This window comes from Ramlibacter sp., from assembly GCF_035554825.1.
Taxonomy (GTDB): Bacteria; Pseudomonadota; Gammaproteobacteria; order Burkholderiales; family Burkholderiaceae_C; genus Ramlibacter.
Window position 1 is genome coordinate 13,941 of the sequence record NZ_DATMHS010000014.1, and the last position, 14,289, is coordinate 28,229.

At 70.9% G+C, this 14,289-nt stretch carries 15 protein-coding genes; 8 read left to right on the forward strand and 7 right to left on the reverse strand.

Going from position 1 to position 14,289, the window contains the following annotated elements:
• The first annotated feature begins 14 nt into the window (after positions 1-14).
• Positions 15-812 carry a YecA family protein gene (locus VNT59_RS01275; protein WP_325495838.1) on the forward strand — a complete coding sequence of 266 codons (798 nt, stop codon included), beginning with the start codon at positions 15-17 and terminating at the stop codon, positions 810-812.
• Positions 813-855: 43 nt separating this feature from the next.
• Here the strand turns inward: VNT59_RS01275 and VNT59_RS01280 are convergent, their stop codons facing one another.
• The 7 genes from VNT59_RS01280 to VNT59_RS01310 are packed head-to-tail and all read right to left on the reverse strand — an operon-like array spanning position 856 to position 9,284.
• A complete protein-coding gene (locus tag VNT59_RS01280) occupies positions 856-2,136 on the reverse strand; it encodes an amidohydrolase family protein (RefSeq protein ID WP_325495840.1) in 1,281 nt (426 codons plus the stop codon).
• Positions 2,137-2,167: 31 nt separating this feature from the next.
• Positions 2,168-3,289, reverse strand: a complete 1,122-nt coding sequence (locus VNT59_RS01285) for a HupE/UreJ family protein (protein ID WP_325495842.1) — start codon at positions 3,287-3,289, stop codon at positions 2,168-2,170.
• Positions 3,286-4,485 carry a hypothetical protein gene (locus tag VNT59_RS01290; RefSeq protein WP_325495844.1) on the reverse strand — a complete coding sequence of 400 codons (1,200 nt, stop codon included), beginning with the start codon at positions 4,483-4,485 and terminating at the stop codon, positions 3,286-3,288. The genes VNT59_RS01285 and VNT59_RS01290 overlap by 4 nt, the downstream gene beginning before the upstream one ends.
• A 16-nt stretch (positions 4,486-4,501) precedes the next feature.
• Positions 4,502-5,131 carry a uracil phosphoribosyltransferase gene (gene upp / locus VNT59_RS01295; protein WP_325495846.1) on the reverse strand — a complete coding sequence of 210 codons (630 nt, stop codon included), beginning with the start codon at positions 5,129-5,131 and terminating at the stop codon, positions 4,502-4,504.
• Positions 5,132-5,158: 27 nt separating this feature from the next.
• The gene (locus VNT59_RS01300) at positions 5,159-6,427 is read right to left on the reverse strand and encodes a URC4/urg3 family protein (protein ID WP_325495848.1); all 1,269 of its coding nucleotides are present in this window, start codon (positions 6,425-6,427) and stop codon (positions 5,159-5,161) included.
• The gene (locus VNT59_RS01305) at positions 6,424-7,677 is read right to left on the reverse strand and encodes a GTP cyclohydrolase II (protein ID WP_325495850.1); all 1,254 of its coding nucleotides are present in this window, start codon (positions 7,675-7,677) and stop codon (positions 6,424-6,426) included. Before VNT59_RS01305 ends, VNT59_RS01300 begins: the two co-directional genes overlap by 4 nt.
• A 47-nt stretch (positions 7,678-7,724) precedes the next feature.
• Positions 7,725-9,284: a helicase HerA-like domain-containing protein gene (locus tag VNT59_RS01310; protein WP_325495852.1), complete on the reverse strand. Its 1,560-nt coding sequence runs from the start codon at positions 9,282-9,284 to the stop codon at positions 7,725-7,727.
• 57 nt (positions 9,285-9,341) lie between these two features.
• On the opposite strand from VNT59_RS01310, the gene VNT59_RS01315 reads away from it, so the two are divergent.
• The 7 genes from VNT59_RS01315 to VNT59_RS01345 all read left to right on the forward strand — a co-directional run.
• Entirely contained in the window at positions 9,342-10,061 is a 720-nt protein-coding gene (locus tag VNT59_RS01315) for a YebC/PmpR family DNA-binding transcriptional regulator (protein WP_325495854.1), read from the forward strand.
• A 40-nt stretch (positions 10,062-10,101) separates the two neighbouring features.
• The gene (purD, locus tag VNT59_RS01320) at positions 10,102-11,406 is read left to right on the forward strand and encodes a phosphoribosylamine--glycine ligase (protein ID WP_325495856.1); all 1,305 of its coding nucleotides are present in this window, start codon (positions 10,102-10,104) and stop codon (positions 11,404-11,406) included.
• A complete protein-coding gene (hemF, locus tag VNT59_RS01325) occupies positions 11,403-12,314 on the forward strand; it encodes an oxygen-dependent coproporphyrinogen oxidase (protein WP_325495858.1) in 912 nt (303 codons plus the stop codon). The genes purD and hemF overlap by 4 nt, the downstream gene beginning before the upstream one ends.
• Positions 12,311-12,907, forward strand: coding sequence for a nicotinate (nicotinamide) nucleotide adenylyltransferase (gene nadD, locus VNT59_RS01330; protein WP_325495860.1), 597 nt, complete (start codon positions 12,311-12,313; stop codon positions 12,905-12,907). The genes hemF and nadD overlap by 4 nt, the downstream gene beginning before the upstream one ends.
• Positions 12,907-13,539, forward strand: a complete 633-nt coding sequence (gene rsfS / locus VNT59_RS01335; protein WP_325495862.1) for a ribosome silencing factor — start codon at positions 12,907-12,909, stop codon at positions 13,537-13,539. The genes nadD and rsfS overlap by 1 nt, the downstream gene beginning before the upstream one ends.
• Positions 13,536-14,003 (forward strand): 23S rRNA (pseudouridine(1915)-N(3))-methyltransferase RlmH, encoded by a 468-nt coding sequence (gene rlmH / locus VNT59_RS01340; RefSeq protein WP_325495864.1) that lies wholly within the window; start codon positions 13,536-13,538, stop codon positions 14,001-14,003. Before rsfS ends, rlmH begins: the two co-directional genes overlap by 4 nt.
• A gap of 81 nt (positions 14,004-14,084) precedes the next feature.
• The coding region (locus VNT59_RS01345; protein ID WP_325495866.1) for a Maf family protein at positions 14,085-14,289 on the forward strand (205 nt) is incomplete at its 3' end.

The following is a 14,289-nucleotide window of genomic DNA, read 5'->3' on the forward strand; positions in this document are numbered from 1 at the left end:
ACAATCGCCGGTTCATGAATGCATCCACCCCCCCTGAAAGCTCGGCGGCCGGCCTTGCGGCGCCCGGCCACGAACCGCTGGGTCCCGACGACTTCGACGCCCAGGACGCGGAGCTCGACGCGCTGCGCGAGCACGATCCTGAAGTGCCGCAATGGGAGTTCTGCGAGGGCTTCCTGGCCGCGCTGGTCTGCGCGCGCCGCGCCGTGCCGCCCGAAGAGTACTGGCCGGTGCTGCTGGGCGACGGGTTCAACCCGATGGAATGCATGGAGTTCGTCTGGCGCTGGAAGCGGCGCTGGGCCGAGGTGCAGGCGGCACTGGACGCTCCGGTGGAGCGGCTGGAGGACGACCGCACCTACCATCCCGAGGTGCTGGACACGCGCGGCGCCGTGCTGGCGCTGCCGGAATCGGAGCGCGGCGACACCGACCTGGCGACGCTGCCCTCGTATGGGCAGGTGTGGGCGCTCGGCTTCATGTATGCCGTCGAGACCTGGCCCGAGGATTGGCAGCCGCCGCGCAACGCCGAGGCGGCCAGGATGCTGGACGACGCGCTGGGCGCGATCGTGCGGCTCGCCGCCGACGACGGCCACCCGCCGAGCGTGTCGATGTTCGCCGAGGACGGTCCGCCCAGCGTCAGCGAGGTGCGGCTGAACGATTTCGGCGCCGCCATCTGGGCCGTGTACGACCTGCGCAGTCTGTGGAAGAGCCTGGGCACGCCGGTCCAAACCATCCGCAAGCCGCCGGAGCCCGGCCGCAACGATCCCTGCCCCTGCGGCAGCGGCAAGAAATACAAGAAGTGCTGCGGGGCGGGATAGGGCGGGTCGATCCGCGCCCGGCCGTCGCGCCGGGCCGGATCTGCTAGCGGCGGATCTCGCCGGGCCGCACCGCCGGCGGCCGGCCGGCGAGGTGCAGGGTCGTCACCAGCGGCGCCGTCTCGGCCAGCAGCTTGCCCTGGCGCCACACCTTCAGGCGGTTGGCGCGCAGCCGGATCGCTTCGACGGGGTCACGCGCCTGCAGCAGCACGAAGCTCGCGTCGCAGCCGGGCGCCAGGCCGTAGCGTTCCAGGTGCATCACCTTGGCGGCGTTGCCGGTCACCGCCTCGTAGCAGGCGCGGATGCCGGCCTGGCTGGTCATCTGGGCCACGTGCAGTCCCATGTGCGCGACTTCCAGCATGTCGCCGGACCCCAGGCCGTACCACGGGTCCGGCGCGCAGTCATGCCCGAAGGCGACGGTGACGCCGGCGTCCATCAGCTGCGGCACACGCGTCATGCCGCGGCGCTTCGGATAGCTGTCGCGCCGGCCCTGCAAGGTGATGTTGATCAGCGGATTGGCGACGATGCTCACGCCGCTCTCGGCGATCAGCGGCAGCAGCTTGCCGGCGTAGTCGTTGTCCATGCTGTGCATGGAGGTGCAGTGCGAACCGGTCACGCGCCCCTGCAGGCCGAGGCGCTGCGCCTCGAAAGCCAGCGTCTCGATGTGGCGCGACAGCGGATCGTCGGTCTCGTCGCAGTGCATGTCGACCAGCTTGCCGCGCTCGGCCGCGATCTCGCACAGCAGCCTGACGCTGGCGGCACCTTCGCTCATGGTCCGCTCGAAATGCGGGATGCCGCCGACCACGTCGACGCCGAGATCCAGGGCGCGCCGCAGGTTGTCGACGCCGGCCCTGGTGCGCAGCACGCCGTCCTGCGGAAACGCGACCAGCTGCAGATCGATGGACGGCGCCACGCGGCGCCGGACGTCCAGCAGCGCCTCGACCGCCAGCAGGCTTGGGTCGCTGGTGTCGACGTGGCTGCGGATCGCGAGCAGGCCGCGCGCGACCGCCCAGTCGCAGTAGGCCAGGGCCCGGTCGGCGATGTCCTGCGCCGTCAGCGACGGCTTCAGCTCGCCCCACAGGGCGATGCCTTCGAGCAGCGTGCCGCTTTGGTTGACCCGCGGCCGGCCGTGGGTGAGCACCGAATCCATGTGGAAGTGCGGATCGCAGAATGGCGGCGACAGCAGGTAGCCCCCGGCGTCCAGGGTCTCGCGGGCCGGCGCCTCGAACTGCGGCGCGATGGCGGCGATCGTTCCGTCCTGGACCGCCACGCCCATGCCGGTGCGGCCGTCGGGCAGGGCGCAGTTGCTGATCAGCAGGTCGAGCATGGACTCCTCCAGGGCACGGGCCGGTCTGGCCTCAGAGATCGAACGCGCGCTGCGCGAACCACCAGGCCGCGATGCCGGCGACGGCGAGCGAGCCGATCTTGAGCACGCCGAAACGATAGAACGGCGTGTCGCGCAAGGCAAACGCAATCGGCAGGAACGCGGCCACGATGGCCAGCTGGCCCAGTTCCACGCCGACGTTGAAGCCCACCAGCGCCAGCACCAGTGCGTTCTGCGGCAGGCCCAGGTCCGCCAGCACCGAGGCGAAACCGAAGCCGTGGATCAGGCCGAAGGCGAACGCCATCACCCAGCGCCGGTCCTCGATCGTGCCGCGCAGGTTGTTCAGGGCCGCGAACACCACCGAGGCCGCGATCGCCGATTCGACCAGGCGCGAGGGCAGGCTGACCACCTGCAGCGCCGCCAGGCTGAGGGTGATCGAGTGCGCCAGCGTGAAGGCCGTCACCACCTTCACCACGTCCTGCACGGCGCTGCCCAGGCGGTCGGCGCCGCGCCAGTGGCGCTGCTGGCGCACCAGCACGGCCGGCAGCAGCAGCGACAGCAGGAACAGGATGTGGTCGTAGCCGATCCAGATGTGCCACACCCCGTCGGTGACGTACTGCTTGAGCGTCTGCCAGGCGCCCTGCGGCTGCATGGCCAGCGACTGCTCGGCCGAATCGGTGCCGAAGATCAGGGGCTGCGACGAGGCGCTGCCGGGGGCGATCCACTGCACCAGGCCGCGGTGCGAGGGATCGACGTCGAACAGCAGCGAATACCGCGCCCGCAGCCCGGCGGCCAGGCCTGGACAGCGGGCCGCCAGCGACAGCACGGCATAGGTGCCGTCGCTGTGCCGGTCCAGCATCATCGGCTGCGCCGTGCTCCACCGGCAGGCCTGGTTGCCGCTGGACAGCTCGAGGTGGCTGGTCGCATAGCGGGTGATGTCGTCCGCCCGTTGCCGCACCTCGCCCCAGGTGAGGGCGCCGTTGCCGTCGCGGTCGAGCTCCAGCACGTAGTCCAGGTCGCGCAGCGCGATGTCCCAGCGCACGGCGATGTCGCTGCTGTGGTCGGCGCCGCGCAGGGTGAGATAGCTGTCGCTCGGCTTGTGCGCGAGCGCCGCCAGCGGCAGCAGCATGGCCAGCAGCAGGAGCCAGCGCTTCATTGCCTGGGTCCTTTCGCCGCCAGCTGCTGGGCCAGCGCTTCCAGCACCGGGTCTTCGTACCTGTTCGCCCGCAGCCAGTCGAGCGCCGGCTTGGCGGCGGCCGGTTGGCCGGCCGCGAGCGCCGCCCGCATCAGGATCGCCGCGTCGCGCGGCTCCTTTTGCGCCTGGTAGTTGCGCGCAGCCAGCTCCAGCGCCTTGGCCGGCCGGCCCTCGACGTCCAGTTCGAAGCGCGCGGCTTCCTGCTCGTGCAGCCGGTCGCCGCGGCGCGCCGCGGCGTCGAAGCGATCGCGCAGTTGCGCCGCCCAGCCGGCAGCCCGCTTGTCGTTGGCCGCCCGGCCGGCCAGCGCCAGCCGCAGCAGCAGGATGTCCGAGCGCTCCCAGTCCGCCAGCAGCGCGATCGCGTCGGCCGGGCGCTGCTGCTGCAGCAGGAAATCGGCATAGGCGCCCAGCAGGAACTGGTCGGTGATGCCCAGTTGCAGTGCCGCCTGGAAGTGGCGCTGCGCCTCGTCGAAGCGGCGCAGCCGGATCGCCATCTCGGCCAGCCGGGTGCGGACCCACAGTTGCAGCGCCGGCGGCGCGTCGCTGGCCGCGGCGAGTTCGCGCTCCAGGCCGGCGGCGGCCGGCGCCAGGTGGCCCGTGCTGGCCAGCACGTAGGCCGTGCAGCCCTGCGCGTGCAGCGGATGCGCCAGCGGCACCAGCCGCGTGCACTCCGACAGGGCGGCGTCGTACTTCGCCTGCACCATGTCGATGGCGGCCTGCCAGGCGATCGGCTCGGGCGATTGCCGGTCCAGCTCACTGGCCTTCTGCAGGCTTTGCAGCGCGCCGCCGAAGTCGTGGCTGTATTGCTGGATGAGGCCGCGCAGCAGCCAGTAGCCGGCGCTGTCGGGCGTGGCCCGCGCCAGCGGTGCGATGGTGGCGGAGGCGTAGCCGACGTAGCGCGGGTCGCCCTGCGCCATGGCCAGCTCGAAGTAGCGGCGGCCGATCTCCAGGCGCAGCGCCGGGTCGTTCGCACGGGCGGCCAGCTGCTTGCGCAGCGATTCGACGCGGCGCACCGCCGGGTCGGTGGCGCCGGCCGGCAGGCGTTCGACGATCTCGGTGTCGGCGGCGGGCGTGAACGGCGCTGCCTGGGCGCCGGCCGCGCACGCAGCCAGCACTGCCGCGGCCACGAGGCGCGGCATGGTGTTCGCAAAGGGCATGGAAAGCGGCGCGGCCCTACTTGGTGCCGAAGATGCGGTCGCCGGCGTCGCCCAGGCCCGGCAGGATGTAACCGTGCTCGTTGAGCTGGCGGTCGATCGCCGCGGTGTAGATCGGCACGTCGGGATGCGCGGCCTGCATGGCGGCCACGCCTTCGGGGCAGGTCAGCAGGCAGACGAACTTGATCGACTTGGGATGCAGCTCCTTGAGGCGCTCCACGGCGGCGATCGCCGAGTTGCCGGTGGCCAGCATCGGGTCGACCACCACCACGTCGCGCTCCTGCATGTCCTGCGGCATCTTGAAGTAGTACTCCACCGCCGTCAGCGTCTTGGGATCGCGGTACAGGCCGATGTGGCCGACCCGCGCGCCCGGCACCACGCTCAGCATGCCGTCCAGGATGCCGGTGCCGGCCCGCAGGATCGACACGAACACCAGCTTCTTGCCGTCGATCACCTTGGCCTTCATCTTCTCCAGCGGGGTCTCGATCTCGACGTCCTGCATCGCCATGTCGCGCGTGACCTCGTAGGCCATCAGCATCGCCAGCTCGTTGAGCAGGCGGCGGAAGCTGTTGGTGCTGGCCTCCTTCTTGCGCATCAGCGTCAGCTTGTGCTGCACCAGCGGGTGATCGATCAGATGAACGTTGCTCACTCTTTGCTCTTTTCCAGTTTCAGTCATTCAAAACACGGTCCCGTCGCTCGCCACGTTCAGCGGCGGCAGGCCGCCGCGGCGGCGCTGCGCCAGTTCGCGTCCGGCCGCCCAGCTGCCGCCCTCCAGCACGCAGGCCAGCGGCAGCTGCTCGGGCGTCATTTTCAGTTCCCGGCGCACGCCCTCGGCCACCTCGTCCATCAGGGCCACCGTCAGCGCGCGCCACTCCACGATGATCTCATCTCCGGCGTGCCAGATTTCGCCGGCCGCCGCTTCGTCGCGCAGCCGCAGCACGCCGGTGTCCAGCAGCAGTCCGCCGTTGCGGTATTCGGGCAGCGCCGTCAGCGCGTCGAGGTGCTGGACCCGCACGCCGCCCCAGGCGAAGGGCTCGATCAGCGAATAGGTGAGCCACTGCGACAGCTTGTGCAGCGGCATCCAGCCGTCGGACAGGCCCTCGCCGCGCACCGCGGCATGGCGCCAGCAGTCGCCGAGCGGGCACTGGCCGATCGCATTGCCGTTGGGCCAGATCGGCGACAGGCTGTAGAGCAGCTGCGAGAGGATGTCGTGCGCGTTCACCGCGGCCGTGGGCGACACGGCGGCGCCGAAAGGCGCGGCGACCAGGTCGAACAGGCCGGCTGGCCGGGCCTCGGCGCCGAACACCTCGGGCTCTTCCAGCATCACCTCGCCCAGGCGCCGCAGCAGGATCACGCGGTCCTGGAAGCCCGGGATCGCGTTGGACTCGGTCACCTGGAACGCGGCCGCCAGGTGGTCGCCGACCAGCGCCCGCAAGCCGTTGCCGTCCGCCTGCGCCGGATGCTTGGGGTCGCTGGAGAACAGGCCGCCGACGAACGCGTGGTAGCTCGCCGCCGCCAGTCCCTCCGAGCGGGTGGAGGTCTGGCCGCTGGCGGCGTCGACGTATTTCCAGTCGGGCCCGGCGCCCGCGTCGAGCAGCACGCTCACCACCGTCAGGTCGATCAGGGCGTGGGTGCGGGCCAGCGCCGGCAGGTGGGCAAGCAGTTGCTCGAGCTGTGCCCGGCGGTCCACGCCGCCCGCTTCGAAGTGGCGCCAGCGGCTGTGCAGCGGGATGCGCAGCTTGGGATAGCGCCGCCGCGTCGCGTCGGCCACCTCGCGGGCGGCAGTGTCGAGCGCGCCCTCGTCGACCACGAACCAGGACGATTCGCCGTCGCGCGCGCGCATCAGCAGCTGGGCCGCGCGTTCGCGGATCGCGGTGGTCGTGCGCAACCGGGCCGCCGCTTCTTCGGCCTCGGCTTCGAGCGAGCCGAGCGTGGTGCTGTTCATGGTTCGAGCCTCCGGCCCCTGGTGTTCTTCAGTGCCTGCGCATCGGGCGCCGGGCCAGGGCTGAAATAGCCCGCCGCCATCTTCGCGCTCATCTCGACCCGGGCATCCTCGGGGATCAGCGCGTCGGGAATGTTCACCCGCTGCCCGATCTCGATGCCAGCACCGACGATGGCGTCGTATTTCATGTTGCTCATCGAGACCAGCCGGTGGATCTTGCGCACGCCCAGCCAGTGCAGCACGTCCGGCATCAGCTCCTGGAAGCGCATGTCCTGCACGCCGGCCACGCATTCGGTGCGCGCGAAGTACTGATCGGCCGTGTCGCCGCCGGCCTGGCGCTTGCGGGCGTTGTAGACCAGGAACTTGGTCACTTCGCCCAGCGCCCGGCCTTCCTTGCGCGAATAGCACACCAGGCCCACGCCGCCGCGCTGCGCGCACCGGATGCATTCCTCGATCGCATGCGTCAGATAGGGGCGGCAGGTGCAGATGTCGGAGCCGAACACGTCGGAGCCGTTGCACTCGTCGTGCACGCGCGCCGTCAGTTCGACCCGCGGGTCGGCCAGGTCGCGCGGATTGCCGAAGATGTAGGCGGTCTGGCCGCCGATCGGCGGCAGGAAGACGTCGATGTCGGGGCGCGTGACGAGTTCCGGATACATGCCCCCGGTCTCCTCGAACAGCACGCGCCGCAGCGCCGCCTCGGCGCAGCCGAAGCGCCCCGCCACCCCCGGCAGCCACCACACCGGCTCGATCGCCGCCTTGGTCACCAGCGCGGCGCCGCCGGCCGTGAGCACCTGGCCGTCCGCCTTCAGCCGCCCCGCCTGCAGGCCCTCGATCACCTCCGGCAGCACGACATGGGCCTTGGTCACGGCGATCGTCGGACGGATGTCGTAACCCGCCGCCAGCTCGGCCGTGAACGCCTGCGACACCACTGCGCCCCAGGGGTCGAGGCTGACGATCCTGGCCGCATCGGTCCATTGTGGATACGGGCCGATCCGGTCGGTCGGCGCGGTGTTGGTCAGGTCGGCCCGGTGTTGCCGCGAGAGGGCGCCGGCGGCGACGGCCAGCGCCCGGTACACGCTGTACGAGCCGCTGTGGGTGCCGATCACATTGCGATGGCTGCGCTCGGAGGTGGTGCCGACGACCGGGCCGCGCTCGGCCGCGGTCGGCGCGCCCCAGCGCAGCGGCAGGGCGCCGTAGCCGCCGGCGTGCGAAGTCAGCCGGATGTGGCGGGGCGTTGGTGCTTCGGCGGCCATGGCGCTGCGGGCAAAGGGGCAATGTACACCCCGCGCCGCCGGGTGTGTCAGCGGCGCTTGGCGCCGATGATCCCGCCCAGCACGCCGCGGATGATCTCGCGGCCGACGGCGCTGCCGATGCTGCGCACCGCGGACTTGGCCATGCTTTCGGCCAGCCCCTCGTGGTGCCCGCCGCGCGGGCCGGTGGAGCCGAACACCAGTTTGCCGAGGTCGCCCATCAGTCCACCGCCCGCGGCGCCGGCCGGCGCGGTGCCGGCGGGCGGCGTCGCCCCGGCAGCGCCATTGCCGGCGCCGCCGCCGGCAATGGCCGGCGCGCCCGGCTGGGCCGCGGCCGTGCGCTGGGCCAGCTCTTCGTAGGCCGAGGCGCGATCCACGGTTTTTTCGTAGACGCCGGCGACCACCGAGCCCTCGATCAGCGCCTGGCGCTCGGCGGGCGTGATCGGGCCGATGCGGCTGCCCGGCGGAATGACGTAGGCCCGCTCGGTGATGCTGGGGCGGCCCTTGGCGTCCAGGAAGCTCAACAGTCCCTCGCCGACCGCCAGTTCGCTGATGGCGCCTTCGATGTCGAGCGTGGGGTTCTCGCGCATGGTTTCGGCGGTGGCCCGCACCGCCTTCTGGTCGCGTGGCGTGAACGCGCGCAGCGCGTGCTGCACCCGGTTGCCCAGTTGCGCCAGCACGCTGTCGGGGATGTCGAGCGGATTCTGGGTGACGAAGAACACGCCCACGCCCTTGGACCGCACCAGCCGCACCACCAGCTCGATGCGCTCGACCAGCACCTTGGGCGCCTCGTCGAACAGCAGGTGCGCCTCGTCGAAGAAGAACACCAGCTTGGGCTGCTCCGGATCGCCGACCTCGGGCAACTGCTCGAACAGCTCCGACAGCAGCCACAGCAGGAAGGTGGCGTACAGGCGCGGCGACTGCAGCAGCCGGTCGGCCGCCAGGATGTTGACGAAGCCGTGGCCCTGGCCGTCGGTCTGCAGGAAGTCCTGGATGTCCAGCATCGGCTCGCCGAAGAATTTCTCGCCGCCCTGGCTCTCGATCTGCAGCAGCCCGCGCTGGATGATGCCGATGCTGGCGGCGCTGATGTTGCCGTACTGGGTGCGGAACTGGCCGGCGTTGTCGCCGACGTGGCGCAGCATGGCGCGCAGGTCCTTCAGGTCGAGCAGCAGCAGGCCGTTGTCGTCGGCGATCTTGAACACCAGGTTGAGCACGCCGGCCTGGGTCTCGTTCAGCCCCAGCATGCGGCCCAGCAGCAGGGGGCCCATGTCGGATACCGTGGCGCGCACCGGGTGGCCCTGCTCGCCGAACACGTCCCACAGCGTCGTCGGACAGGCGTACGGCTGCGGCGCCGGCAGCTCGCGTTCCTTGAGCACCTTGGCCAGCTTCTCGGCGTTGTTGCCGGCCTGGCTGATGCCGCTGAGGTCGCCCTTGACGTCCGAGAGGAACACCGGCACGCCGATCCTCGACAGGCTCTCGGCCATCGTCTGCAGCGTCACCGTCTTGCCGGTGCCGGTGGCGCCCGTGACCAGGCCATGGCGATTGGCCATCTGCGGCAGCAGGCGGCACTCGGTTTGCGCATTGCGGGCGATCAGCAGAGGTTCAGCCATGGCCTGAAAAGTAGAATCGGTGGAGCAATATAGCAATCCGAGCGAGAAAGGGTTCCCGTGGCCGGACACAGTAAATGGGCGAACATCCAGCACCGCAAGGGCCGCCAGGACGAAAAGCGCGGGAAGGTGTGGACGCGCGTCATCCGCGAAATCATGGTGGCGGCCCGCCAGGGCGGGGGTGACCTCAGCGCCAACCCGCGCCTGCGGCTGGCCGTGGACAAGGCCAAGGCGGCCAACATGCCCGCCGACACCATCAAGCGCAACATCGACAAGGCGACCGGCAACCTCGAAGGCGTGCAATACGAGGAAATCCGCTACGAGGGCTACGGCATCGGCGGCGCGGCGATCATCGTCGACACCATGACCGACAACAAGGTCCGCACCGTGGCCGAGGTGCGCCACGCCTTCAGCAAGTACGGCGGCAGCATGGGCACCGCCGGCTCGGTGGCCTTCCAGTTCAGGAATGCCGGCCAGCTGATCCTGGCGCCCGGCACCAGCGAGGACAAGGTGATGGAAGTCGCGCTCGAGGCGGGGGCCGACGACGTCGTCGCCGACGCGGACGGCGCGATCGAGGTGATCACCGAGCCGGGCGCGTTCGAGGCCGTGAAGGACGCGCTGGCGCGGGCCGGGCTCCAGCCCGAGGTGGCCGAGGTGACGATGCGCCCGGAGAACACCATCGCGCTCGAGGGCGACGACGCGGCCCGGATGCAGAAGCTGCTCGACGCGCTGGAAGACCTGGACGACGTCCAGGAGGTCTACCACAACGCCGAGCTGTGAAGCGCCCGATGAACCACGAAACACGACCGGCCGCCGGCGCATGAAAGTTCTCGTCATCGGCGGCGGCGGCCGCGAACATGCGCTCGCCTGGAAGCTGGCCCAGTCGCCCAAGGTGCAGGCGGTCTACGTGGCGCCCGGCAACGGCGGCACGGCGCTCGACCCGCACCTGGAAAACGTCCCGCTGACCGACATCGCGCAGCTGCGCGACTGGGCGCTGGCGCAGAAGATCGCGCTGACCGTGGTCGGCCCCGAGGCGCCGCTGGCCGCCGGCGTGGTCGACGAGTTCCGCGCGCACGGGCTGCGCGTGTTCGGCCCGACCCGGGCCGCGGCGCAGCTGGAAAGCTCCAAGGCATTCTCCAAGGCGTTCATGCAGCGCCATGGCATCCCGACGGCGGCGTACGAGACGTTCTCCGATCCGGCCGCCGCCCATGCCTACATCGACCAGCGCGGCGCGCCGATTGTGGTCAAGGCCGACGGCCTCGCCGCGGGCAAGGGCGTGGTGGTGGCGATGACGGCGCAGGAGGCGCACGAGGCGGTCGACTTCATGCTGCTGGACAACCAGCTGGGCGTGAGCCACAACGAGGGGGGCGCCCGGGTGGTGATCGAGGAATTCCTGCAGGGCGAGGAGGCGAGCTTCATCGTCCTGTGCGACGGCAGGAACGTCGTGGCGCTGGCGAGTTCGCAGGACCACAAGCGCCTGCTGGACAACGACCAGGGGCCCAACACCGGCGGCATGGGCGCCTATTCGCCGGCGCCGGTGGTCACGCCGCAGGTGCATGCGCGGGCGATGCGCGAGGTGATCCTGCCCACCGTCAAGGGCATGGAACAGGACGGCATCCCCTACACCGGCTTCCTGTACGCGGGGCTGATGATCGACGCGCAGGGCCGGCCCAAGACGCTGGAATTCAACTGCCGCATGGGCGACCCCGAGACGCAGCCGATCATGATGCGGCTGCGCAGCGATTTCTTCGACGTGATGATGGCCGCCACCGGCGGCACGCTCGACCAGGTCGAGCTGGACTGGGACCGCCGCACCGCGCTGGGGGTGGTGATGGCCGCCGCCGGCTACCCGCTGGCCCCGCGCAAGGGCGACCCGATCGGCGGCCTGCCCAAGCCGGCCGAGGACGCGATGGTGTTCCATGCCGGCACCGTGCAGCAGGACGGCCAGACCCTGACCGCGGGCGGACGCGTGCTCTGCGTCACGGTGCTGGCGGACGGCGTGCGGGCGGCGCAGCAACGGGCGTACGACGTCGCCCGCGGCATCCACTTCGCCGGCGCCCAGTACCGGCGCGACATCGGCCATCGCGCCGTGCAGGCCGGCGGCCGCGGCCGGGGACCGGCATGACGCAGGCGCGGCAAGTGCGGCAGTACCTGGAAGGTCTGCAACAGCGCATCACCACCGCCTTCGGCGAACTCGACGGCCGGCCGTTCGCGGCCGACCGCTGGCGCAAGGAGCCCGGCGAGCCGCTGCAGGGGGACGGCGTCAGCATGATTCTGGAAGGCGGGCACGTGTTCGAGCGCGCCGGCTGCGGCTTCTCGCACGTGACCGGCCCCAAGCTGCCGCCCTCGGCCACCCAGCACCGGCCCGAGCTCGCCGGCGCGCCGTTCGAGGCGATGGGCGTTTCTTTGGTGTTCCATCCGCGCAATCCGTACGCGCCGACGGTGCACATGAACGTGCGCATGCTGGCGGCGATGCCGGCCGGCGCCGAGCCGGTGCACTGGTTCGGCGGCGGGATGGACCTCACGCCGTACTACGGCTTCGACGAGGACGCGATCCATTTCCACACCGTGTGCCGCGATGCGCTGGCACCGTTCGGCGCCGACAAGTACCCGCGCTTCAAGGCCTGGTGCGACGAGTATTTCTTCCTCAAGCACCGCGGCGAGCAGCGCGGCATTGGCGGCGTCTTCTTCGACGATTTCGGCGAAGGCGGCTTTGCCAACGGCTTCGCGCTGATGCAGTCGGTGGGCGACGCCTTCATCGGCGCCTACCTGCCGGTGCTGCAGCGGCGAAAGGACCTGCCGTACGGGGAGCGCGAGCGCGAATTCCAGCTGTACCGGCGCGGCCGCTACGTCGAGTTCAACCTGGTGTGGGACCGCGGCACGCACTTCGGCCTGCAATCGGGTGGCCGCACCGAGTCGATCCTGATGTCGATGCCGCCGCTGGCCAGCTGGTCGTACCGGCGCCAGCAGCAGCCCGGCTCGCGCGAGGCCGAGCTGACCGAGAAATTCCTCGTGCGCAAGGACTGGATTTGACGCCGCCGCGGCGCGTCGGGGTGTTCGGCGGCGCCTTCGATCCGCCGCACCTGGCGCATGCGGCGGTGGCGCGCGCCGCGGTCGACCAGCTGCGCCTGGACGAATTGCGCATCCTGCCCACCGGCAACGCGTGGCACAAGGCCACCGAGCTCAGCCCGCCCGAGCACCGCCTGGCCATGACGCGCATCGCCTTCACCGGCGTGCCGCGGGCCGTCATCGACGAGCGCGAGCTGCATCGCCGCGGCCCGACCTACACCGTGGATACCCTGCGCGAGCTGCACGCCGAGCAGCCCGACGCCGAGTTGTTCCTCCTGATGGGGGAAGACCAGGCGGCCGCACTGACGCGCTGGCACGACTGGCGCGGCGTGCTTGCCCTGGCCGTGATCGGCATCGCCGGCCGGGCCGCGACGCCGGGCGAGGTCCGCTCGGCGCTGCCGGCCGAGGCCCGGTCCAGGCAGCTGGTGCTGCCGCCCATGCCCGAAAGCGCGACGGCCATCCGGGCCCTCGTCCGCAGCGGCGCCGAGATCGGCCATCTGGTCGCGCCCGGCGTTGCAAGTTATATTGAACGCCATCGCCTTTACCAATCCGCCTGATGACCCAGACCGCCGCCGCCAAGAAAGACACGCAAAAACTCCAGCGAGCCATCGTCGACGGCCTCGAAGACGTCAAAGCGCAGGACATCAAGGTATTCAATACCGAGCACCTCTCGCCCCTGTTCGAACGCGTGATCGTGGCCTCCGGCACCTCCAACCGGCAGACCAAGGCGCTGGCCTCCAGCGTGCGCGACGCCGTGCGCGAAGCGGGCTTTCCCAAGCCGCGCATCGAGGGCGAGGACAACGGCGAGTGGATCATCGTCGACTGCGGCGCCGCCGTGGCGCACATCATGCAGCCGGCGATCCGCCAGTACTATCATCTCGAGGAGATCTGGGGCGACAAGCCGGTGCGCGTGAAGTTCGGCGCCCCGAAGCCGGCGACGCCGCGTGAGCCGGTCGAACCGGCCGCCAAGCCCGCCGCGAAGAAGGCGGCGGCCAAGAAGGCTCCGGGCCGGGGCGCGGCGAAGACCGCGCCGGCGGCAGCAAAGAAGGCAACTGCGAAGAAGGCGAGCGCGGCACCGCATCGCGACAGCGCCAGGACACCGGTGAAGACCGCGGCGAAGAAGACGGCCCCGACCGGGAAGACGGCTGCCAAGCGGCCGGCAGCCAAGAAGACCACCAGGCGCAAGTGAAGCTGTCGGTCGTCGCCGTGGGGCAGCGGGTGCCGGACTGGGCCCAGGCTGCCTGGGACGACTACGCCAAGCGCTTCCCGCCCGAGCTGCGGGTGGAACTCAAGGCCGTCAAGACCGAGCCGCGCGCCGGCAAGGCGCTGCCGACGCTGCTGGCCGCCGAGCGGCAGCGCATCGAGGCGGCGATCCCCAGGAGCACCCATGTCGTGGCGCTCGACGAGCGCGGCACGGCGCTGACGACGATGGCCCTGGCGGCCCGGCTCAAGGCCTGGCAGATGCAGGGTGGCGACGTGGCGCTGGTGATCGGCGGCCCGGACGGACTCGACCCTGGCTTCCGGCAGGCGGCGCACGAGCGCATTCGCCTGTCCGACCTGACGCTGCCGCACGCCATGGTGCGGGTGCTGCTGGTGGAGCAGCTGTATCGCGCGTGGTCGATCAATGCCAACCACCCGTACCACCGGGAGTGAGCCGGCGACGCACACCGCGCCCGGTCCTGCCTCGCCGATGGAAGAGTTGCAACCCGCGCCGAAGCAGCACCGGCCCACGTCATGAAGAACAGCACGCCATTCATCTACCTCGCCTCCCAGAGCCCGCGCCGGCGCCAACTGCTCGAGCAGCTGGGGGTCGCCCATGAACTGCTGCTGCCGGACCCGCATGAGGACAGCGAAGGGCTCGAAGCCGTGCTGCCCGGGGAGGCGCCGGCGCGCTATGTGCAGCGCGTCACGGCGCTCAAGCTCGATGCCGCGATCGCGC